Origin of the sequence: Haladaptatus sp. R4 (assembly GCF_001625445.1) — an archaeon.
Lineage (GTDB): Archaea > Halobacteriota > Halobacteria > Halobacteriales > Haladaptataceae > Haladaptatus.
In genome coordinates this window covers 105,992-127,917 of the sequence record NZ_LWHG01000021.1, presented here as the reverse complement: position 1 = coordinate 127,917, position 21,926 = coordinate 105,992, and the positions used below count along the sequence as shown (strand labels likewise).

General features: G+C 61.4%; 20 protein-coding genes, 1 tRNA gene and 1 pseudogene. 10 read left to right on the top strand and 12 right to left on the bottom strand.

Annotated elements, in window-relative coordinates; translation table 11 throughout:
- Window positions 1-33: 33 nt before the first annotated feature.
- A complete protein-coding gene (locus tag A4G99_RS10155) occupies window positions 34-342 on the bottom strand; it encodes a hypothetical protein (protein ID WP_066142932.1) in 309 nt (102 codons plus the stop codon).
- Between the two features lie 375 nt (window positions 343-717).
- Between A4G99_RS10155 and A4G99_RS10150 the strand changes: the two genes are divergently transcribed.
- The 3 genes from A4G99_RS10150 to cruF are packed head-to-tail and all read left to right on the top strand — an operon-like array spanning window position 718 to window position 3,917.
- Window positions 718-2,205, top strand: coding sequence for an NAD(P)/FAD-dependent oxidoreductase (locus A4G99_RS10150; protein WP_066142929.1), 1,488 nt, complete (start codon window positions 718-720; stop codon window positions 2,203-2,205).
- Window positions 2,206-2,239: 34 nt separating this feature from the next.
- Window positions 2,240-3,067, top strand: coding sequence for a prenyltransferase (locus A4G99_RS10145; RefSeq protein WP_066145107.1), 828 nt, complete (start codon window positions 2,240-2,242; stop codon window positions 3,065-3,067).
- Window positions 3,068-3,086: 19 nt separating this feature from the next.
- Window positions 3,087-3,917, top strand: a complete 831-nt coding sequence (gene cruF / locus A4G99_RS10140; RefSeq protein ID WP_066145106.1) for a bisanhydrobacterioruberin hydratase — start codon at window positions 3,087-3,089, stop codon at window positions 3,915-3,917.
- Between the two features lie 31 nt (window positions 3,918-3,948).
- Here the strand turns inward: cruF and A4G99_RS10135 are convergent, their stop codons facing one another.
- The 3 genes from A4G99_RS10135 to A4G99_RS10125 form a co-directional block, all read right to left on the bottom strand.
- Window positions 3,949-4,263, bottom strand: a complete 315-nt coding sequence (locus A4G99_RS10135; protein WP_066142926.1) for a spore germination protein GerW family protein — start codon at window positions 4,261-4,263, stop codon at window positions 3,949-3,951.
- Between the two features lie 358 nt (window positions 4,264-4,621).
- On the bottom strand, window positions 4,622-4,936 hold the full coding sequence (locus tag A4G99_RS10130) for a hypothetical protein (RefSeq protein ID WP_066142923.1): 315 nt from the start codon (window positions 4,934-4,936) through the stop codon (window positions 4,622-4,624).
- 36 nt (window positions 4,937-4,972) lie between these two features.
- The gene (locus A4G99_RS10125; RefSeq protein ID WP_223301815.1) at window positions 4,973-5,854 is read right to left on the bottom strand and encodes a winged helix-turn-helix domain-containing protein; all 882 of its coding nucleotides are present in this window, start codon (window positions 5,852-5,854) and stop codon (window positions 4,973-4,975) included.
- Window positions 5,855-5,943: 89 nt separating this feature from the next.
- Here A4G99_RS10125 and A4G99_RS10120 point away from each other — a divergent pair, with 89 nt between their 5' ends.
- The 4 genes from A4G99_RS10120 to A4G99_RS10105 all read left to right on the top strand — a co-directional run bounded on the left by A4G99_RS10120 (window position 5,944) and on the right by A4G99_RS10105 (window position 8,766).
- The gene (locus A4G99_RS10120) at window positions 5,944-6,285 is read left to right on the top strand and encodes a hypothetical protein (RefSeq protein ID WP_066142920.1); all 342 of its coding nucleotides are present in this window, start codon (window positions 5,944-5,946) and stop codon (window positions 6,283-6,285) included.
- Window positions 6,286-6,368: 83 nt separating this feature from the next.
- A complete protein-coding gene (locus A4G99_RS10115; RefSeq protein WP_066142917.1) occupies window positions 6,369-7,148 on the top strand; it encodes a pantoate kinase in 780 nt (259 codons plus the stop codon).
- 61 nt (window positions 7,149-7,209) lie between these two features.
- The gene (locus tag A4G99_RS10110) at window positions 7,210-7,881 is read left to right on the top strand and encodes a TIGR00266 family protein (protein ID WP_066142914.1); all 672 of its coding nucleotides are present in this window, start codon (window positions 7,210-7,212) and stop codon (window positions 7,879-7,881) included.
- A 54-nt stretch (window positions 7,882-7,935) separates the two neighbouring features.
- The gene (locus A4G99_RS10105; protein ID WP_066142912.1) at window positions 7,936-8,766 is read left to right on the top strand and encodes a heme-copper oxidase subunit III; all 831 of its coding nucleotides are present in this window, start codon (window positions 7,936-7,938) and stop codon (window positions 8,764-8,766) included.
- A gap of 6 nt (window positions 8,767-8,772) precedes the next feature.
- Here the strand turns inward: A4G99_RS10105 and A4G99_RS10100 are convergent, their stop codons facing one another.
- From A4G99_RS10100 to A4G99_RS10090, 3 genes are all read right to left on the bottom strand, one after another.
- On the bottom strand, window positions 8,773-9,192 hold the full coding sequence (locus A4G99_RS10100; protein WP_066142910.1) for a VOC family protein: 420 nt from the start codon (window positions 9,190-9,192) through the stop codon (window positions 8,773-8,775).
- Window positions 9,193-9,284: 92 nt separating this feature from the next.
- The gene (locus A4G99_RS10095; protein ID WP_066142907.1) at window positions 9,285-9,842 is read right to left on the bottom strand and encodes a hypothetical protein; all 558 of its coding nucleotides are present in this window, start codon (window positions 9,840-9,842) and stop codon (window positions 9,285-9,287) included.
- Window positions 9,839-12,106 (bottom strand): DUF6789 family protein, encoded by a 2,268-nt coding sequence (locus A4G99_RS10090; protein WP_066145104.1) that lies wholly within the window; start codon window positions 12,104-12,106, stop codon window positions 9,839-9,841. The genes A4G99_RS10095 and A4G99_RS10090 overlap by 4 nt, the downstream gene beginning before the upstream one ends.
- A gap of 168 nt (window positions 12,107-12,274) precedes the next feature.
- Here A4G99_RS10090 and coxB point away from each other — a divergent pair, with 168 nt between their 5' ends.
- Complete coding sequence (gene coxB, locus A4G99_RS10085) at window positions 12,275-13,129, top strand: cytochrome c oxidase subunit II (RefSeq protein ID WP_066142903.1); 855 nt, start codon at window positions 12,275-12,277, stop codon at window positions 13,127-13,129.
- An 83-nt stretch (window positions 13,130-13,212) separates the two neighbouring features.
- Here coxB and A4G99_RS10080 read toward each other — a convergent pair whose 3' ends face one another.
- From A4G99_RS10080 to A4G99_RS10070, 3 genes and pseudogenes are all read right to left on the bottom strand, one after another.
- Window positions 13,213-13,572, bottom strand: coding sequence for a hypothetical protein (locus A4G99_RS10080; protein ID WP_223301814.1), 360 nt, complete (start codon window positions 13,570-13,572; stop codon window positions 13,213-13,215).
- A gap of 276 nt (window positions 13,573-13,848) precedes the next feature.
- Window positions 13,849-13,923: transfer RNA gene (locus A4G99_RS10075), tRNA-Thr, on the bottom strand.
- Between the two features lie 149 nt (window positions 13,924-14,072).
- Window positions 14,073-15,051: pseudogene (locus tag A4G99_RS10070) on the bottom strand (class I SAM-dependent methyltransferase).
- Window positions 15,052-15,132: 81 nt separating this feature from the next.
- On the opposite strand from A4G99_RS10070, the gene dph5 reads away from it, so the two are divergent.
- Window positions 15,133-15,933, top strand: a complete 801-nt coding sequence (gene dph5 / locus A4G99_RS10065) for a diphthine synthase (protein ID WP_066142900.1) — start codon at window positions 15,133-15,135, stop codon at window positions 15,931-15,933.
- A gap of 133 nt (window positions 15,934-16,066) precedes the next feature.
- Here the strand turns inward: dph5 and A4G99_RS10060 are convergent, their stop codons facing one another.
- A complete protein-coding gene (locus A4G99_RS10060) occupies window positions 16,067-18,175 on the bottom strand; it encodes a BGTF surface domain-containing protein (protein WP_082837833.1) in 2,109 nt (702 codons plus the stop codon).
- A gap of 483 nt (window positions 18,176-18,658) precedes the next feature.
- A complete protein-coding gene (locus A4G99_RS10055; RefSeq protein WP_066142896.1) occupies window positions 18,659-19,414 on the bottom strand; it encodes a VOC family protein in 756 nt (251 codons plus the stop codon).
- A 246-nt stretch (window positions 19,415-19,660) separates the two neighbouring features.
- Here A4G99_RS10055 and A4G99_RS10050 point away from each other — a divergent pair, with 246 nt between their 5' ends.
- On the top strand, window positions 19,661-21,904 hold the full coding sequence (locus A4G99_RS10050) for an immune inhibitor A domain-containing protein (protein ID WP_223301813.1): 2,244 nt from the start codon (window positions 19,661-19,663) through the stop codon (window positions 21,902-21,904).
- Window positions 21,905-21,926: the final 22 nt, after the last annotated feature.

The window sequence follows — 21,926 nt, the reverse complement described above, 5'->3', positions numbered from 1 at the left end:
ACCGGTACCGATTCCTGTCACCGCACGACGGCGCTACATCTCGTTCGTCCGTCGCTTCTGCAGCAACTCGAACAGCATGAGACCGGCGAAGACGCTCGCCGCGAGCATGACGATAGCCGCGATACCGACCGGGACGGACGGCGCGACGACGACGGCGGTTCCGAGCAGTGCGCCGGACACCAACGCCGTGAAAAACCGTTTGATACCGGTGAAGGAGGCGAACTTCCGGACTAACGTCGGGTCGAGACCGACGACCCGTGACCAGACGACGTACAGCGAGGCGACGAGGAGAAACGAGAGGACGGCGACACCCAACAACAGAAAGAATGCGTCTAACTCCATTCGTTCGACCCTGTTGGTACTCACGGTGTGATACTGGAGTATAAGTCTATCGAACGATATGAAAAGAGATGAAAGCAAGGGAGGGGTGGTGCAGTGTGGGGGTCTACGGTATCTCGGGATGAGAACTTACGTGAGAGGTTTGGTGACACTTTGGAAGGAAGCCATCCCTCCGCCAGAGCCTCTGGCACCGCCGACATACGCGCGCTCACACTGACACACTGACGCGCCCGAGTCAGAAGTTGGGCGCACTTACTCCTAGTACACCCCGTACCTTTGTTATACGCCAGCTAAACCCCCGAACAACCGACCTTATACGGTGATGAAACCCAACAGTCGGGGGGTTGTTTTTATCAGTCTTCCAACCCCAGGTCCGGTATGAATCTCGCTGACTGCTCGGTGGTCGTCGTCGGCAGCGGCTTCGGCGGTCTTTCGACCGCGTGCTATCTCGCGGACGCTGGCGCGGACGTGACGGTGTTCGAGAAGAACGAACAGCTCGGCGGCCGTGCCAGCAGGCTCGAAGCGGACGGCTTCCGGTTCGACATGGGCCCGTCGTGGTATCTGATGCCCGACGTGTTCGAGCGCTTTTTCGGCCACTTCGACCGCACGCCGAGCGACTACTACCGACTCCAGCAACTCGACCCGCATTATCGAATCTTCTTCAAAACCGACGACGAAACCACCGACTCCATCGACATCGTTCCCGATTTGGAGCGAAACAAGGAGTTGTTCGAATCGTACGAGGACGGGGCGGGTGAGGCCCTTCAGCGTTACCTCGACAAGTCAGAGGAGAGCTACGACGTCGGGATGGAACACTTCGTCTACACCGACCGCTCCCGGTTTCGGGATTACGTCTCGATGGACGTGGCGAGAAACGCGCGCGGTTTGAACCTCCTCGGGTCGATGCAGGAACACGTCGAGGGCTACTTCGAGAACCCGCGACTCCAGCAAATCATGCAGTACACGCTCGTCTTCTTGGGCGGGTCGCCGAACAACACGCCCGCGATTTACAACCTGATGAGCCACGTCGATTTCAACCTCGGCGTCTACTACCCCGAAAACGGCATCGGCGACGTCGTGGACGGCATCGTCGAACTCGCGGAGGAACTGGGCGTCGAGTTCGAAACCGACCACGAGGTGACGGACATCACGGGCAACGAGGGCGACTTCTTCGTCCACAGCGGCGATTCTCGAATCGCGGCCGACCTGGTGGTCAGCGACGCCGACTACGCCCACACCGAACAGGAACTCCTGCCGCCGGAATCCCGCCAGTACGACGCCGATTACTGGGAATCGAGGACGTACGCGCCCTCGGCGTTCCTGTTGTATCTCGGCGTCGAGGGGAACGTGGAACCGCTCGCCCATCACACCCTCGTCCTCCCCGAGGACTGGAATTCACATTTCGACGAAATCTTCGAGGAACCGGCGTGGCCCGACGACCCGGCCTACTACCTCTGCGTGCCGAGCAAGACGGACGACTCCGTCGCACCCGAGGGACACAGCAACCTGTTCGCGCTCGTCCCCATCGCACCCGGTCTGCCGGACGGTCCGGCCATCCGCGAGAACTTCCGCGAGAAAGTCCTCGCCGACATCGAGGAGAACACCGGCGTCTCGCTCCAGGACCGCATCGTCTTCGAGAAGTCCTTCTCCGTCTCGGAGTTCGCCGACCGCTACAACAGCACGAAGGGGACGGCGCTGGGACTCGCCCACACGCTCATGCAGACCGGTCCGATGCGCCCCCGCCACCGCTCCTCGAAGGTCGACGGCCTCTACTTCACCGGGTCGTACACGAACCCCGGCATCGGCGTTCCGATGTGTCTCATCGGCGGCCAACACACCGCAGACGCCATGATCGAGGATTACTAACTTCGAGTATCAACCGATGCTCGACTATCGAACGATGATCCGCTCCCTACTGAAACTGTCGCGGCCGCGATTCTGGCTCTACCTCGCCGGGCCGGTACTGGTGGGTCTCGCCTACGGCGCGTCGTCGCTCGGTGATCTGCTCTCGCCGATTTCGCTCGCCCTCTTCGTCTACTTCCTGCTCCCGGCCAACGTCTTCCTCTACGGCATCAACGACGTGTTCGATGCGGACATCGACGAGGAGAACCCGAAGAAGGACGAGCGTGAAACGCGGTATCGGGGCGACCGGACGGTTCCGGTCGCCGTCGCGGTCTGTGCCCTCCTCGGCCTCGGGTTCCTCCTCGTCACGCCGCCCGCCGCGTGGCCGTGGCTGCTCGGCTTTCTGGTTCTCGGCGCGGAGTACTCCGCGCCGCCGCTGCGGTTCAAGACGACGCCGATTCTGGATTCGGTCTCGAACGGGCTGTACGTCCTTCCCGGCGCGATGGCCTACGCCACGCTGTCCGGGAGTCAGCCGCCGTTCCTCGCCGTCCTCGGCGGGTGGCTCTGGGCGATGGGCATGCACACGTTCTCGGCGATTCCCGACATCGAACCCGACAGGCGGGCCGGAATTCGAACCACCGCAACCATCCTCGGCGAGTCGAGGACGCTGGCGTACTGCGCGGCCTGCTGGCTGGCAGCGGCGGGGCTATTCGCGCTCCTCGACGTGCGAGCGGGCGTGCTCCTGTTGGTCTATCCCCTTCTCGTCCTCGCGTGGGTCGCCCGCGACGTGACCATCTCGCGGGCCTACTGGTGGTATCCGGCCATCAACACCGCAGTCGGGGCCGTGTTGACGATGGGCGGCCTGTGGGGTGTTCTGCATGGATAGCGGAACCGATTGGCGGGAGATGGACAGGCGGAGAATCGAAGCCCGGTTCTCCGCGCTCGTCCGCGAGAACCGGTTCACCATCGCCGTCGTCTTTCCGCTCATCGGGGCCGTGATGTTCATCGCGGGCACCGAGCCGTGGGTTCCGGCGTGGCTCGCACGGAACCCCTTCCTCATCATCTTCGGTACGGTCGTCATGCGCTCGCCGCTCGTCGCCGGATTGTTGCCGCTCATCGACAGACGGGCGGGTATCGCGCTGTTGTTGTTGACCGTCTACACCTATCTCATCGAGTTCGTCGGCGTGACGACGGGGTTCCCGTACGGGCAGTTCCACTACGTCCTCGAACTCGGTCCGATGCTGTTCGGGACGGTTCCGGCGGGGCTTCCCGTCTTCTTCTTCCCGCTCGTACTGAACAGCTACCTGCTCTGTCTCCTCCTGCTCGGCCCGCGTGCGGACTCGCGGTTCGCCCGCTTCGCGGCCTCGCTCGCCGTCGTCGTCGTCATCGACCTCGTGTTGGACCCGGCGGCCGTCGCGCTCCGGTTTTGGACGTACCCCGGCGGCGGTATCTACTACGGCGTCCCGCTCTCGAACTACTTCGGTTGGGTCGTCAGCGGCGCCGTCGCGGTCGGACTGGTCGAACTCGGCTTCGACTGGCGGGCGCTCCGCGACCGCCTCGATTCCTGTGAATTTATGCTGGACGACATGGTGAGCTTCGTCATCCTCTGGGGGGCGATGAACGCCTACTTCACCCACTGGCTCCCCGTCGGGGTCGCCGTCCTGTTGTTCGTCGGCCTCCGACGGATCGACCGCTTCGACTTCGCCGTCCTCCGTTCGGTCACCGCGTCCCGCTGAATCGAAATCGGTTACCGCACCTACCCCAAAATCAGTTCCCGCGTCCGAGGAGTACACCGAGGACGAGGCCGACGCCGACCGCCATCAGCGTTCGCCGGGATTCGGAAAACCGGACGAACCGCGTCCCGTCCGGCGTGACTTCGAGCGCGCCGACCGGTTTCGCCGTCGCGCCGCCACCCACTCGACTGCTTCCCCCGCCGCCGAAGCCACCGAACCCGTAGCCGACCTTGGCGATCGGGATAATGGTCCGGTTCTTGAGATGAACCGGAGTGCCGTACACGGTTTCGACGCCGACGTTCCGACGGAGTTGCTGGAGAAAGGCCTCCAGTCGCTCGAACGCGTCCATATCGTTCGCAACCGACGGGAGAACCAAATGGTTTTGCATATTTACAGCCCCCGAGCCGATCCGCGGCTATTTTCCGCTATATAGACCACTTAGCGACGCTTTTTTGCGAGCAGCATCTCTCACGATTCGTGGCGCATCCAACGTTGACGTGACAAATCCTGCCATCATCCATCGAATAGCACCATACCTGCGGTTGCACCGTCGTCCCGTGTCGTCGCCGACGACTCGCCACGTGACGGTGTTCGCCGCTCACGAGGTTCTTCGGAACCTCGCGCCACACCCCACCACTTCACGAACGCTTCACTTGTCACACCCCTCCCCCTTTTCGATCCGCTTCGCTTCACGGACGCTTCAGTCGTCACGCTCCGCCGTTTCTCCCGTCCCGCTTTTCCAACCGCTCGATGCGCCCCTGTGCGAGCAGTCCGGCACCGAGCAACCAGCACCCGACGCCGACCCCGAGCAATCCGAAGGAGAGCCGTGACCGCGGTCCGTGAAGGGCCGTGTCGCTCGGGGCGGTCCGCACGAGCACGGCGAGTGCGGCGGTCACCGTCCGTGTCTGCGAGACGACGTCGGAAATCCCGACGATGACGACCGGAAACGAGACGACGAGGAGCGCCGCTCCCAGTACGGTACAAACCGTCCCGGCGACGCCGAGGGTCGTCCGGTCGAGCACGATAGCTCAAGAAGACGGTACGGAGGCCCTTAGCGTTCAGCGTCGATACACCCGGCGATACCAGACTGCGAAGCCGAGGACGAGAATCAACGCCCCACCGGCGAAAAAGAGCAGTCCCGGCGGGATTCCGGCGCTCGCCGCGCTTTCTGCGACCGTCCGCGTCGTGCTCGTCGTACTCGACTGCACCGTGGTCGTCAGTTGATCCGAGGCCGTCGTGGTCGCGTGATGCACCGCCGTCGTCGTGTGATCCGCCGTCTTACTCAAGGTGGACGTCGCGTTGTCGGCCGCTCCGCCCGCATTGTGGGCGGTCGTGCTCGCGTGCGTCCCGCTTGTGTGAGTCGTATCGGGGGCGCTGCCGCCCGCGTTGTTGGCGTGCGTCGTGGCCCCGCTATCGGCACCGTTGTCGGCATTTCTGCCCGAAGTGCTGTCGCTGCCTCCGGAACTCAGGGTCAACGTTCCGAGAAGCGGCTTGCCGTCGGCGAGTCGTTGAACGACGAGGCTCGCCAGTCCGAGGACGCCGATTCCGCCGAGCAGGTTCTTGAGGGCTGACTGTAGCCCTCCCGTGTCCGATTCGTTCCCGGCGAAGAGGACGAGCGGTTCGGCCGTCGGGGCGTACACCTTCATCTCGCGACCCTTCTCGGAGTAGGCCGTGTCCGCGACTTCGACGAGATTGCCGTCCTCCAGTTTGCCGAGGTGGTACTGGGCGTTTTGAAGGGAGGTATCGACGCGTTCGGCGATAGTGGCCGGGGTCGCCGGTTCCTCGTAGAGGGTGGCGAGGATGTCCGGCCGGTTTGCGAGGAGAGGGCCGCGACTAACGCGTCCGCATCTTCGCTGTCGACGCCGACGACCCGCGGGTCGCGGTCCTCGTCCGCGACGGAATCGACGGTGGAGGGCAGGAAGTCGACCATACCCTATCATTCCAAGGGGGGACTATAACTTTGCCCGACACAGGTGAATCCGGTATCTTATTATTCTACCATAAAAATACACCATCCGGTAGCGAAGGCATGGACGGCGACGAACACTCGTTACGCGCACTGCTTCAGATTCTCGCGGAACCGCGTCGGCGGTACGCATTGTATCATCTCCGACGGCACGACCGGACGACCGTTACGCGCCTCGCGGACAGCGTGGCGGGGTGGATGGACGCCGAACAGGACGAACCGCTCTCCGGACAGGAACACGTCCACATCTACACCGAACTGCACCACACAGACATCCCCCGTCTCGTCGCCGCCGGAATCGTCCGCCTCCACGAGGACGAAGAACGGGTCGAAGTCGTCGAATTTCCGGAAATTCTGTCGGACCTGCTCGACGTGACGCTCGAATTCGACGACGGGGCGATGTGAACGCCCGCGTTCGATTTATACACCTGCTAATACGCGGTTCCGGTGACGGGGGATTCAAGGCCCACTTTTGCATCCATACGAGTATGAGAGCGTTCGCTCCGGGAAGCGTGACGGCGGTGTTCGCACCGGCCGAATCGGGCGACGGGTCGAAAGGCGCGAGCATGGCTATCGAGGACGGCATCGTGGCCGACGTTCGGGAGGCCGACCGAACCGAGATACTGCTGGACGGCAAGCGGACCGACTTCGAACCGGTCACCGGTGTCCTCGACGGCTTGGCCGTGACGGCGCGCGTCGAACTCGAATCGGCGATTCCCATCGGCTGTGGCTTCGGAGCGAGCGGCGCGGCCACGCTCGCAACGGCGCTGTCCGCGAACGCAACGTTCGACCTCGGGCGCTCGCGCGAGGACCTCGTACAGGCCGCACACGTCGCGGAGGTGAACGCTGGAACCGGACTCGGGGACGTGTTCATCCAATCCGCCGGGGGATTGATGATGGACGACGGCACGGGACGGCGACGGTGGGAACCGACGAACGCCATCGAGTACGTCTCGTTCGGCGGGATGGCGACCAGCGAGACGCTCGGCGACGCCGACATCATGGCGAAAATCGAAACCGTCGGCGGGCGAACCCTCGATTCGCTTCCCGACGAACCGTCGCTCGAACGCCTGACGCGGGATGCCTGGTCGTTCGCACGAGAAATCGGGTTGCCGACCGAACGGGTTCGACGCACCGTGGCCGACGTGGAGGAATCAGGCGGCGCGGCGAGCATGGCCATGCTCGGCGAAACGGTCTTCGCCGTCGGCGTCGAGGACGCGCTTCCGAACCGAACGGAAATTTCGTTCACGGGTGCGGAATTGCTATAAAACGGCGACTCAACCGCTCAGGCAAGTAGATTCATATACTGTGGTGCCCTCATTTTTCCGTATGGAGTACGAAATTACCAACGGACCGAGCAACGCGATCCTTACCGTGACGCTCGACGCGGACGAGCACATCGAGGCGAAGACGGGTGCGATGGTGAGTCGGAGCGAGAGCATGAAGGCGGACGCCCAAATCGGGGGCGGCGGCGGCATCTCGGGCATGCTCTCCCGGGCCATCAGCGACGAACGGGAGATGGTCTCGAACACGTTCACGGCGTCGGTCGACGGTGCACACGTCACGCTCGCGCCCGATATGCCGGGCGACATCGTCCCGATCGATCTCCGGGAGACCGGGCGCATCAAGGCCCAATCGGGCGCACCGGTCGCGTGGACGCCCGAGGTCGAGCACGAAACCGCGGTCAACGAGGCCGGGAACTTCTTCTCGTCGGGCGAACTGACCGTCCTCGCCCTGAAGGGCGACGGCATCGCCTTCCTCTCCTCGTACGGATCGCTGTACGAGATCGATATCACCGACGACGATCCGCTCGTCGTGGACGAGGATCACCTCATCGCGTGGACGGACGGGTTGAACCTCACGCGCAAGACGGACGGCGGGATCAAATCCTCGATCCTCGGCGGCGAGGGGCGCGTGACACACTTCTCCGGCGAGGGGACGGTGTGGCTCCAGACCCGCGACCCGCTCGTGTTCATCGAGTCGATGTCGAACGGGAACTGACCGACCCCGATTGCCGTCGAATTTTTGTCACTCCGCGGTGTGTCTCTACCGGTTATGTCCGAGTCAGTGGCACACGGCGAGTCGTCGGGAACCGACGGTTCGGCGCATCACGAGGGGAGTCGATGGCCCATCATCGGTGCCATCGGGGCGGGAACGATGTATCTCGGCGCGGCGCTCACGATACTCGGTCACGTCACGGACGTGTTCCCCGAACTCGCCGGATGGGTGATCGCTATCGGGGGGTTGGCCGTGCTCGTCGTCGGACTCGGCGGGTGGCTCAACCAGGCCTACGTACACGACTACTGGCAGGGGCGCGTGAGCAAGACGAAGTACACCTACGAGGCGACGATGGTGACGTTTTTGCTGACCGACATCGCGACGTTCGGCGCGGTGTTCACCTACTACTTCTTCATCCGGGTACAGCCGTGGCCGCCGACGGAACTCCCCGACGTGCTGAGTTCGTTGTTGCTCGTCAACACGGCCGTCCTCGTTCTGAGCAGTTTCACGCTCCACTTCTCGCACATCGCGCTGGGGAAGGGGAAACGAAAGCGGTTCCTGACCCTCCTCGGCGTCACCGTCGTCCTCGGTGCGGGATTCGTCGCCGGACAGGCCTACGAGTACTACGACTTCATCTCCCACGAGGGATTCACGCTGACCTCCGGACTGTTCGGGAGCGCGTTCTTCGGGCTGACCGGCCTGCACGGCCTGCACGTCACGCTCGGCGTGATTCTGTTGTGCGTCGTCTTCGCGCGAGCGATACGCGGCCAGTACGCTCCCGACAGGGACGCCTCGGTCAGCACCGTCTCGATGTACTGGCACTTCGTGGACGCGATATGGCTGCTTCTCGTCGTCGTGCTGTACTTCGGGTCGAGCATCTCCGGATGAGAGGAGCTACGCCGTCCTCCTCGGTTCGACGAACAGGAGTTCGTTCCCCTCCGGGTCGAGCGCGATGACTTCGACGCCGTACTCCCGTTCCTGCGGTTCGGAGACGAACTCGACGCCCCGCTCACGCAGGTCGTCGTACGTCGCGTGACAGTCGTCCACCGCCAACCCTATCATCGGGTTGTGCCCGACGAGATGCGAGAACCTGTCGGCGTCCTTCCCGCCGAACCACGTCGGGGAACGGAGGATGACGTGCACCCCGTCCCGTCCGGCGGGAGCGACGGTGAGCCATCTGTCCTCGCCCATCTCGCTGTCCTCTTTCTTCTCGAAGCCGAGCGTTTCGGTGTAGAAATCGAGCGCTTCCTCCTGATCCTCGACGATCAGCGCGAAGTGGGTGATCCGCGAGACGTGGCCGGTCGATTGCTGCATGGTTTTCCCCCGCAGAGATGACGACGGCGAACACGATATACCCGACCCCGTGCTGGACGCATATACGACCCCGTGCTGTCGGGTGTCTACTTCTATCCCGCGTTCCCCTCGCGCTCCTCGCGTTCGAGCAGCCTTCGGTAGAGCGGCGGCGTGAGAATGCCGCCGATACCGAGCAGGATGGACACGATGCCGAGCGGGAAGAGCAGCGGGTCCACGCCGAGACACGGGTTGGCGGAGGAGATGGTCACGTAGTGGGTTTCGCCCCCCGAGGTGACGAGTACCCCCCTCCGGAACGCGGCGCGGTGGACGAACCGGCCACGAACGTCACCGGTACTCCGCGGGTTGTCGAGTGCGTACTCGAACGCCCGGCGTTCGGCGGGGGCGAGTTCATCGACGCTGAACTGCTGGAACGGACCGCGTTGAGTCGCCGCCGTCAGCTGGTTCGTCTCGTCGGGCGAATAGACGTCGATGGTCGCGTGCCCGCACAGATTGAGATGCGTCTGGACGACGGCGTAGCCGCCGAGGACGCCGCCCGCGATTCCGATGGCGATGAGGAGCGTTCCGAGGAACGGCGCGCCGTAGGTCAACAGCGCATCTCGAACCGATCCTTCCTCCGTGACGGATTCAGGTTGTCGGTCGTTCGTGCTCATTCGGTCACCTGCCAGCGTTCCGTGAGGTATTCGAACGTGGCGGACAGGCCGAACCCGTAGAACCAGTGGGCGATGAGGACGAAGACGACGTACGCGAGCAGATGGAGACCGGTTTGTCCCGTGTAGAACGCCAAGGCGAACCCGACGGCGATCACCGTCGCGAACGCCAACCCGGTGATGATACGGGGCTCACCCGGCAGGTACTCGGCCAGCACGGCGAACAGGAGCGCCCACGTCGTCATGCCACCGATGAGGAAGAGGAAGTAGCCGACGACCACGCTCTGCTGTCCGACGAAGCCGGCGAGGTTGACGAACGACGAGAGGCTGAACACGTTCAAAATCGTCGCCGTGAACAACACGCCGGACATGAGGACCGTCCCGACGAGACCGCCGATCGCGGCCGCTGCGACGACTCGTGGAAACGAGACACCGAGCGATCTGACGCCCTGGAAGACGTTCGGACTCCCCTCGCTCGGGATGTCCGTGGCGGCCGCTCGGGTCGTCTCCGGTTCGGTCGGTTCGATGCCGTACTTCGCCTCCAGCCGTCGTTCGAACCACTGCCACTCGCGGGTGAACTGGTTGGTTCGTTTCAGCCCCCACACGTCGGCGTCCGTGACGGGTGTGCCGTTCCAGTACGACCAGAGCATGTTGTAGAGCCACAGCAGCACCGAGAGACCGATGATGTACGCCCCGATGGTCGAGATGCGTTGGAACGAGGCGAACTCGGGGGGGTAGACGGCGTAGCGGCGAGGGAGGTTCAACAGTCCCAGGATGATCATCGTCCCGAAGGTCACGATCGATCCGACGACGAACAGCAGGGACTGGAACAGCGCGAGTTGCCGGTCGTACATCCGTTCGGTCAGGATCGGGTACCAGTAGTAGCTCGCGGCGATCATCATGAACGGGATGATCCCCATGAGGATCAGATGGAAGTGACCGACGACGTAGTAGGTGCCGTGGAGGACGATATCGATGGGAATCGCCGCGAGGAACACGCCGGTGACGCCGCCGACGACGAACGTACCGATGCTGCTGATACAGAGCACCATCGGTGCCGTGAGTCGGATTTCCCCGGACCAGATCGTCGTGATCCAGTTGAACGTCTTGATGGCGCTCGGCACCGCGATGGCGACCGAGACGGCCATGAAACTCGCGCGGAGACGTGGATCCATTCCGGTCACGAACATGTGGTGGGCCCAGACACCGAACGAGAGCACACCGATGGCCATCGTGGAGTAGACGATGAAGTTGAACCCGAACAGTTTCCGGCCCGCGAACTTCGGGAGGATGAAACTCATCAACCCGGCCGCCGGGAGGAAGATGATGTACACCTCCGGATGGCCGAAGAACCAGAACAGGTTCTGCCACAGCATCGGTCCGCCACCGCTCGCCGCGTAGAACGTCGTCCCGAACACGCGGTCGAGCAGCATCATGATCGCGGCGCTGCCGAGCAGTGGAAACGCGAAGATGATGAGTGCGCTCGTCACGAGCATGTTCCACCCGAAGATGTCGAGCGACCCCATGTCGAGGCCCTCCTCACGTTCGTAGAAGATGGTGACGATGAAGTTGATGGCACCGAGGGTCGTGGCGATGCCGGAGAGGTGCAGGCCGAGGAGGAGGAAGTTCACCTGTGGGTCCGTGCTCTGTGTCGCGAGCGGCGTGTACAGCGTCCATCCGAGTTCCGGATCGTGAAGCGTCCAGAAGAACTGATACAGCGGTCCGTGTATCCCGACCAGATCGAGGAACTGGCCGACGACCTGTGAGGGAAGCCCCCCACGGACGAGGAGCAACGAAGGGGGCAACAACCAGAACCCGATGGCGTTCAACCGCGGGAACGCCATGTCGTCCGCGCCGATGAGCAGCGGCAGGAAGTAGTTGGCGATGCCGAAGAAGACCGGCGTGACGAAGAAGAACAGCATCGTCAACCCGTGGGACGTAAACAGCGCGTTGTACGTCTCGGTCGACCAGATACTCGCGTTCGGGGTCAACAGCTCCGTCCGCATCATCATCGCCTCGATGCCGCCCCAGAGCGCCGCGAACGTCCCGAAGACGATGTACAGTTTCCCGATGTCACGGTGATTCGTCGTCGTCGTCCAGTAGGTTATCGAGTTCCAGATCGAACCGAGGTCGAAATCGAACTCGCGCGGGGACGGATATCCGCCGTCCGGTTTCGCCGACCGTTGACGGGCCAAGCGGGTGAGCAACCAACATCCGCCGACGAGAAGACCCAAGACGGTGAGTTCGATTAGCGCTCGGTTCGTCATCGGGGCCCCTCCCGGTGGCACCCGCTCGTTCCCCTCCCCCCGTGCATACTCCTTCGTGTCACTGTCGACCACAATAAAGACGGGGGGCAATTCGGAGATAATGATGGATGAAAGACAGTTCAACGAACGCACGATAGCTATATCCGCACGTCAGTTGACTCGGGAACGATGCGACGCCGTCGCACTGGAGGGGTTCGGTGGGGGACGATAGCATGCCTTCTCCTCACCGCCGGAATCACCGCCGTCGAACCAGCGGCCGCACAGTCCGTAAACAAACGACTCATCGATTCGCTGAACTACCAGCTCGCGTACGTAGCGCTGCCACTGACGCTCCTCGTCGAGCTCATTTTGGTGTATGCGGTCTTTCGGTTTCGAAACAACGACGACCCGCAACCGACCGCGGAAGACAAGCCGCTCGAAATCACGTGGACCATCGCTACCGCCATCATCCTGCTGTTCGTCGGTGTCGCCGCGTTCACCGTGTTGACGAACCCGTACATCACGCCGACACAACCGAGGAGCGCAGGGACCGGCGGTGGCGCGGGCGGTTCGAGTCTGGGAGGTGCGAGCGGAAGCGGTGCGGGAATGGGCGTCGCCGACGCCGCGAACACATCGAATGCGGTGACGGTTCACACCCTCGCCTATCAGTGGGGGTGGCAGTTCCAGTATCCAGGGACGAACGTCACGACGCACGACGACCTCGTCCTGCCCGCACACACGGACATCTACATTCGGATGACCTCCGCGGACGTGATCCATTCGCTGTTCATTCCCCAATTAGGGGTCAAACAGGACGTGTTCCCCAAACGAACGACGATCATCCACACGCGCGTCTACAAAACCGGAACGTATCGCGGCTACTGCACCGAGTTCTGCGGGTCGGGACACGCTCGAATGCGGACGAAAGTCCGCGTGCTTCCGAAAAAGCAGTACCGTCAGTGGTTGCGAAACAAGTCGAAAAAGACGGCATCGACGAACGGTTCGGCGGCGACGCGGAACGCGTCGGCCAAAACGGCCGGGTGACGACGAACGCGTCACCGCTCCGTGTTAGTTCTCGTGCCGTTTTCGGTGTGCTAGGTCGTAGCCGTCGACATTTCTAGCTCGATTTAGTTGCTCGATATTTGGACGTTGTCCAGCGTCACGCCGATGTTCTTCAGCGTCACGTCGATGTTACAGATCTCGTACTGGTGCCCGTTGACGGATACGTGGAGGCCGTCGATACTCATCGTGGAATCGTCGAGGGTGTAGGTTCGATGATCGATGGAGACGTCCGGGAATCCCGGTCCGGAGAGATGGGTGTCCGAGACGGTTATCGTGACGTCGCTAACGGTGATATCCTGCCCCCCGAGCTTCGTGACGTCGCTCGTTGTGGCGTGGCCGTCGGCGAGTGCGACACCCGTTCCGCCGCTGACGAGGAGGACGGCAACCAGTAGGCTTGCGAGGACTCTCTGCGAGGTTACTCTCATTGCGGCTTTCCCTTCGTCACCCACGAGAAAAAGCGGCGCAGATCGTTGAAACCGTTCATATTGATCACCTCGATTCCGTCCGATTCAGTTCGTCCCTGTCGATGGGAGTATTTCTACAAATGACAATTGAAATTGCTATTTATGCCGTCTAACGTCTGTTCCCTACGAACGAATGGAGATCGAGCAGCTCTCACCAATTCCGTTTTTTACAGGGAGTAGGAACATCCTAACCAGAAACAGGATCGCATGTCGTGTGGCACGGCGGAAATGAAAAAGAGCCGGTGGAGGGATTTGAACCCTCGGCCTATTCCTTACGAAGGAATCGCTCTAGCCAGTCTGAGCTACACCGGCACGCGTCTACATTCAGCGTCCCGAATCCGACCTCACTTCGCTCGGTCGGACACCGCATTGGTGTGCTTCGAACTACATTCAATTATAGACCCCACAGGTGGCATAAGGGTTGCGAAATCAGTGTCGAGTATGGCGTTACTTGTCACGAACTACCGCGTCAACCGCACGTCCAAACAGACGTTGAGTTCGTGGGGTGCGTAGGACCGGACCTCCCGTCGCGTTTCGACCGTCACGTCGTACTCCGGTTCCGCAACCGACCGAATCGCCTCCTCTCCAGGTCCGAACGGGTCGTCCTCGTGTTGGATATCGTAGTAGTGGATGACGCAGTCGTCGCTCGCCAGCGCGACGGCGGTATCGAGGAATTCGTCGGCGCTGTGGGGGAGGTTCATCACGAGGCGGTCGGCCCAGTCCTCGTACTCCGTGGCCGTCCCTCGAACGTCGCGGAATCGCCGTCACGCGGTCTTCGACCCCGTTCCGGCGTGCGTTCTCTTGGAGGTAGTCGATAGCGACCTCGTTCACGTCCGCGCCGACGACGGTCGCATCGCGCTTTGCGAACGGGATCACGAACGGCCCGACACCGGCGAACATATCGAACGCGTGCTCGTCCGGCGTGACCTGCTCGGTGACACGGTGTCGCTCCGTCGCGAGACGCGGCGAGAAGTACACGCGTGCGACGTCCAACAGGAACTCACAACCGTACTCGCGGTGGACGGTTTCGGTGCCGTTTCCGGCCAGCACGTCCCAGTCGCGCACCCGGGTTTCTCCTTTCACCTTCGACGCGCGGTTGAGCACCGTTTCGACCGGCAACGCCGATGCGATGATGGCGTCCGCGATTTCCCCCGCCAGTTCCGAGTCGTCCTCGTCGATGAGGACGATGTTCCCGAGTCGTTCGTAACTCGGTTCGAAGCCGAGGATGTCGGCGGGCATCTGCTGTGTCGTGCGGGTCGGGAGATCGTGGGAGACGAGTTCGAACTCGGATGGGACCGCGTCGGGGTCGGTGACGGGAATGTAGAGCCAACCGTCTTCGACCACGATTTCCACCTCGTCCACCACCAAATCCGACTCCGCGAGTTCGCGGCGCGCCGCTTCCCCCTGTTCCCGTTCGACGCGCACGCAAGGTACTTCCATACGTCACCTTGCCGGAAGCGGGCGTTAACGCTGACGCTTCGGGTCGCATCGCTTAAACGTGCATCTTTCCAAACCCTCCTCATGCTCACTTTCATCGGTCTCGGCCTGTACGACGAGCGCTCGATTACCGTCGAGGGCCGCGAAGCGATCGCCGACGCGGACGAAGTTTTCGCCGAATTCTACACCAGCAAACTCATCGGCGCTGACGTCGCCGACCTCGAAGCGTTTCACGGGACGGACATCGAAGTTCGTGATCGCCCGGGCGTCGAACAGGATCCCGAGGATATCCTCGACGCCGCCGAATCCGGACACGCCGCCTTTCTCACCGCTGGCGACACCATGATTTCGACGACCCACGTGGACCTCCGCCTGCGTGCCGAAGACCGCGGTATCGACACCCGCGTCATCCACGCGCCGACTGCGGAATCCGCGGCCAGCGGTCTCACCGGTCTCCAGAATTATCGGTTCGGCAAAGCGACCACGCTCCCGTTCGAGTACGCCCACGGCGCGGATGGGCTTCCGGCGAGCGTGACCGACGTGCTCGACGATAACCGAGAACGGGGACTCCATACGCTCGTCTACCTCGACATCAAAGTCGGTTGGAATCCGCGAAAGGAGTCGGAGACCGAAGACGAGTACATGACGGCGAACCACGCGGCCGAGTTGCTCGCCGATGGCTACGACGACGTGCTCGCCGTCGTCGTCGCGCGTGCCGGAAGCCCCGACCCGCTCGTCGAAGCCGATCGACTATCAGTACTCGCGGAGCGCGATTTCGGCGACCCGCTCCACCTGCTCGTCGTCCCCGGCGATCTCCATCACATCGAGGCAGACGCCCTCGCGTCGCTCGCGGACGCGCCGAGCGAACTGCTCAACGTCGTGTGAGTCGGTACGTCGTAAAACGGAGGATGGCTTCTTTTCGATTATTTTGACCTGTTCAGTAACGCCGTCGCTGAGGGGTCGAGTACGCGAAAAATGAATTAGTTTTCGTCAGTCGAAATCAGACGCGGTGTCCGATTTAGTTCTCTCGGCGGAGCGCGAGGAGCGCAGCGGCGAGGAGTGCAACGACGGAGACTGCGACGCCGAAACCAGGCTGACCGTCGTCGTTCGACGAGGTCGAGGTCGAGGTCGAGGACGTCGTCGTCTCGGACGAGGACGTCGTGGACGTCGTCGTGTCCGTCGAAGACGTCGTGGTCGTGTCCGTCGAGGACGTCGTCGTGGTCGTCGTGGACGACGTCGTCGTGGTCGTGGTCGTCGTGCCGTCGTTCATGTCAGCGTTCACGACACCACCGATCTTGGTGTTGTCTTCGTCACTGCTGACGTAGACGGAGAACTCGGTGCCGTTGTCGACGTCATCGCGGTCGAAGTTGTACTTCGCCGAGAACGTACCGTCGTCGTTGACGGTCACATCTTGTGGGATGTAGAAGATGTTGCTGTCGGCAACAACGCTGAGTTCCGTACCCGGTGCGAGGTTCGTCTTACCGGAGACGGTGGAGTTACCCTTCGGAGCCTGGAAGTCTTCGCCGCCGTTCAGCGAAGTGTCCTGCTCTTCGTACGTGAAGGTGGTGGAGACGGACTGGTCCTCGTCATCGCCGTTGAGAACGTAGTTCTCGTCGACGGTGAACGTCGCCTTCCAGTCGCCGTAGCCATCTGCACCGTCCGCATCTGCGAGTTCGTCTGCCGAGATGACCGCGTAGAACGTGCCGTTGTCACCGTCAGGGACGATGGTGAAGTCGCTGGCACTGAGCGTGTCTGCCTCGGTGTTCTTCTCGACGTTGTCGCCGGTCTCTTCGAGCGTCAGCGACATGTTCTGCTGCGATTCGAGGTCGCTGTTATCGATTGCACCGTAGATACCGGTTGCGTCGACCTTGAGGACGACGTTGTCGCTACCTGCGACGGTGCTACGCTGCGTGACGGTGTCCGTCATGTCTGCAACGTCATCGTGGGTGTCAACGCTCTGGGGCTGGATCCACGTGCTGATCGAGTCGGTCGAGCGGTCGCTGATACGGAGCTGCGTCTTGTCCGAGGGACTCTTCGCAACGTCCATTCCGTTGTTGTCGCTCTGGGTTTCCCAGCCAGTCGTGCTGACGGCGAGGTCGTAGTTTCCAGAGGCGAGCGGTTCGGAGCTAAGCACTGAGGAGTTACGGCCCGTAATCTTCGTTCCGTCTCCTTCAGTAACGTAGTTGACGCTTGCGTTGTTCGTGTTGAACGTGTTGAGGTTGAGAACCACTTGACCGTCGTCGTCAGAGTCCGTGACGTTGAGGTTCGACTGGAAGTTGGAATCTGCGAAGCTTCCAATCTGAACGTATGCGGTGTCGGTATTGTCGAGGTTGATCGTGATGTTGGCGATGTCACCGCGAGGGGTGGACTCTTCGTTCACGAAGGTCGCCGTCTTGTCGCCAGCCTTGTCCACGGTGATCGAGGCTTCCGACGAAGCTTCGGTGTCGACAACATTGAACGTGAAGTTGTACGTACCGGCGTCGATGCTGCCGAATTGAGCGTTGACATCTTCCGAGGTGCTGCCGCTGATTGTGACAATATCGTCGTCCTTGTACGTGTCGGTAACTGCGCTACCGAATACGTCCTGAAGATCCTCCCACGAAAGGTCGTCCGCCGAGACGTTAACCTTGTAGCTCGGACGCTTCGGGGATTTGAGCGTCAGCGTCGTCGCGTTCGTGTCCGTGTCCGAGTTCACAACGGAGTCGTCATCGAAGCTGGCACTGAGGTCCTGCTCGACGATTTCGAACGAAGCGATCTTGTTGTTGTCTTGGTCCTCGATGAAGTACTTCCCCTTGTCGAGTGCGCTCGTGTCGAGGAGAATGTTACCGTTATCTCCGACAGATCCTGCACTGCTCAGGGTTTCGTCGTCATCGTTGGTTCGAACCTCGTACGTCGTGTCGCTGGAGTCGAGGTTCTGGTTTCCGCTGCTGTTCTGTGTGCTGTTCGAAATGAATAGCTGTTCACCTTGGAAGTAGGTTCCTCCGTTCGACAGTGTGTCGTCACCGTCGCTTGCGGAGTGGGTCGTAGCAGCAGCCGTGCCTGCGAACGCCATGGTGCCGGCGAAGACCGACAGCACGAGCATCGCGGTCAGGGCGAGGCTGCGAACCTTTGAGTTATTTCCTGTCATGCTTTCTCGTTGATTGTTTCTTTGTCGGCGACAGTTCTTTTCCCACGACCGTATAGACATTTCGTCCAACCCGAACCGGTTCGGGAGGAAGTAGTACTCCATCTGCCACCATGGGTAGGGGTACAGGAAGAAAGTTATTCCCTTATTATAAATGCTTTGTGGTCTGGTAATCGGTCATTACGCACTTACGCGCCCGAAATCAGGCGATAGCGGCGTCAATGAAAATTCGAGAAAAAGGTAATAGAGGAGACCAATAGAGTGTTTCGGAGCGATCCCGAAATTGTACAAGGAGCCATTAAGTCGGAGATTCACCATTCCAGTCTTTAAGTAGGAACGGATGGGGACCTCGAATACAAGACATGGTCTCGAAGTGATTATGATAGAATTCGATGACTGGATATTAACTGATATTTACGGATCTGTTATGCAGTTCCCAGTAAATATTGTTCGATATCGCCGAAAAAGAACCGTCCGTATTCGCGCTCAGTTCTCGATGAGTTCGATCTCGTGTCCGTCCTGATCCTTGGTGAACGCGTACCTGTCGTCGCACGATTCCGGGTCGCGGTAGTCCACTGCCTCGCGCTCCATCAGGGTATCCCAGTCGTCGCGCAGGTCGTCCACGCGCACCGCGAAGTGACCCCACGCGTCGCCCAGTTCGTAGGAACGGCCGTCGTAGTTGTACGTCAGTTCCACCGCCATCGCCTCTTCGGGGGCGTCCTCGGGCTTCATGAAGTAGTTGGCGAACGTGTCCGACTCCCATCGCCCCGTGTGCACGTATTCGAACTTACGCGTCCAGAACCCGAGCGCGTCGTCGGCGTCCTCGACACGGATCATGGTGTGGTCGATACTCCAGCGAGCACCGTGGTCGCGCTGAACGATTTCGATCTCGTGTCCGTCGGGGTCCTTGACGAACGCGTAGCGACCACCGCAGGAATCGGGGTCGCGGTAATCCTCCACACCGGCGTCCATCAGTTCCTCGTAGGCGTCGTACACGTCCTCGACGCGGACCGCGATGTGACCCCACGCGTCGCCCATCTCGTAGGAACGGCCGTCGTGGTTGTACGTCAGTTCGAGTGTCGCCCCGTCCTCGTGTACGTCTTCGGGACCGAGGTGGACGTTCGTGAACGTATCCGCCTCCCACCGGCTTTTCTCCTCGTATCCGAGGTGCGTCTGGTACCAGTCGAGCGATTCGTCCAAATCCTCTACACGCATCATTACGTGGTCGAATGTCCCGCTCATACGTTCGAAACCATCCTCTCCGAAGCGAAAAGGGTACCGTTCGCGGAAACGCGAGCGTGAAAACGACCGCGCGACAGTCGCTCCACCTCCCTGCTCGTCTCACAGCCACGGTATCTCAGGGCACTCGGAATCGAAATTCGGGATACACCGAGTGTAAAAGACATCTGTATTTAGTATTTAATGTGATTAAATAATTCAATCATTTTTGCAAATAATTATGTAGATAGAGTTAACAGTACACGTCGGATGAAAATAAAAGCGGTGGCGTTGAGTTTATTAGTCGTACTGTCCACGTCGGCCCTCTGGGCCGGCGGTACTGTAGCAACACACCCGAACACGAGCGACGACCTTCGTCCGACCGTCCTCGACCCGAAGCACCCCGTGAACAACTCCTCGGACGGGGTCGAATATCGGAAGGGCGAACCCTCACAGGAGTCGCTCGACAAGCCGATAGATTTCGATTCCGCTCCCGATAGGTTCACGACGACGGATAGGGAACAGGCCGGGACGGCATCCATCCTCGCGGATACGGACTCGTCCATCATCATGGACCCGTCCGACGACGCGACCGACCCGGACGGCATCGGAACGACCAAGCAGTACCTCGGCTCCGACAACGACAGCTACTACTTCAAGAACTTCACGCTCCTCTCCGTCGGTGACAACGTCGAAGTGTGGGTCGCCCGCGACATGACGTGGCCGGAAAACGACTCCCGCACCGACCCGACGGTCTCGGAACAGCAGGCCGAAGCGCTTCGCACGGCGTTCGACGAGAACATCTACGACACCGAAGCCGACGTGTTCGGTAAACCCGACGCCCGTAACGGGACCGACAGTCAACTGGAGGAAATCGGTGCGGTCCCCGACGACTACTACCACACCGAGAACGGGTCCGGCAAGACCGTCCTGCTGGTGGACAACATCCGGGACGAGAACTACTACAACTCGTCGTACCCCATCTACACGGCCGGGTTCTACTCGCCCCAGATTCAGCAGTACACCGACCGCAACGTCGTCACGCTCGATGCTGCGGGATGGCAGGAAGTCAACGAAACCAACGACGAGGTCGGCTCCGAGGGAACGCTCGCACACGAGTACCAGCACCTCATTCACAACGACCTCGACAGTGACGAGACGACGTGGGTGAACGAAGGCATGTCCGATTACGCCGAAACCGTCACCGGCTACGGCATCGCCCAAGAGCACATCGACGCCTACGAGGAACTGCCGTCGAACTCCCTCACCAACTGGGAGGACCAAGGGGCTATCAACGTCCTCTCGGACTACGGCATCGCGCTCAGCTTCCAGATGTACCTGAGCGACAGGTACGGAACCGACTTCATCAGCAACCTCGCACACGACGAGAAGAACGGAATCGCGGGCGTCGAGGAAACCCTGAACGAGACCGGTGCGAACACCGACTTCTACCACCTCTACCAGGACTTCTCGACCGCGGCAGTGCTCGACTCCTCGGACCACCACGTCCGGGACGAGTACGACATCGACGGTCTCGATTTGAACCTCAACACGTCGAACGACGTCGGTACCGCTGGCGCGTGGGGAACCAACTACAAGGAGGTCGATACGTCCGACAAAGGGCCGATAACGGGCGTGGAGCTATCGGGAACGGACTACATCGGAACCCAGTGGCAGACCGCGACTGATCCCGTCGACGGCGAGGGGACGGTACTGTACTCCGGGTCCGGAACCCTGCTCGACCGGTACGCCATCATGGATGCCGACCTCTCGAACGGATCGACGCTGTCGTTCGAGACGAACTACGACATCGAGAAGAACTGGGACTACGGCTTCGTGCAGGTCTCGACGGACGGCGGGGAGACGTGGGAGAGTCTGGAATCCAACCGGACTGACGACTCCCCGAACCCGGACGCTCACCCGACGGTCAAGGAGAACGTACCGGGATACACCGGCACGACCAACGGAACCTGGGTCAACCAGTCGTTCGACCTCTCGAAATACGAGGGCGAGGGTGACGTTCTCGTCGCCTTCCGCTACGTGACCGACTGGGCGACCACTCATCCCGGCATGTACGTCCGGAACGTCGAAGTCGGCGGCGAGCACGTCGCCACGGACTCCACGGACTCGTTCGAGAGTCTCCGCGAGGCGACGGGTGACAAGGTCGAGTACCAGTTCACCTTCATCGGCATCAAGAAGAACGGCCGCGCGAAGGTGAAGCAACTCGACATGCGGACCTTCGACGACGGCGAGAAACAGGAACTCGAACACTTCCTCCACAACGGTAACTTCGAGAAAGTCATCGCGGCTTCGACGTGGGCGGCCCATCCGGGTGAGGGCGGCCGCGTTCCGGTCAGCGTCGAGTTCGAATACGCGCGCGATGGACACGGACACCACGGTGGCCACGGTCATCACGGGCACGGTGGTCATGGTGGCCATCACGGTCACGGACATCACGGTGGTTACGGTGGCCATGGCGGTTACCACGGCGGCCACGGCCACTACGGCAGGTAACGGAGCGAAAACGCGTCGCTCG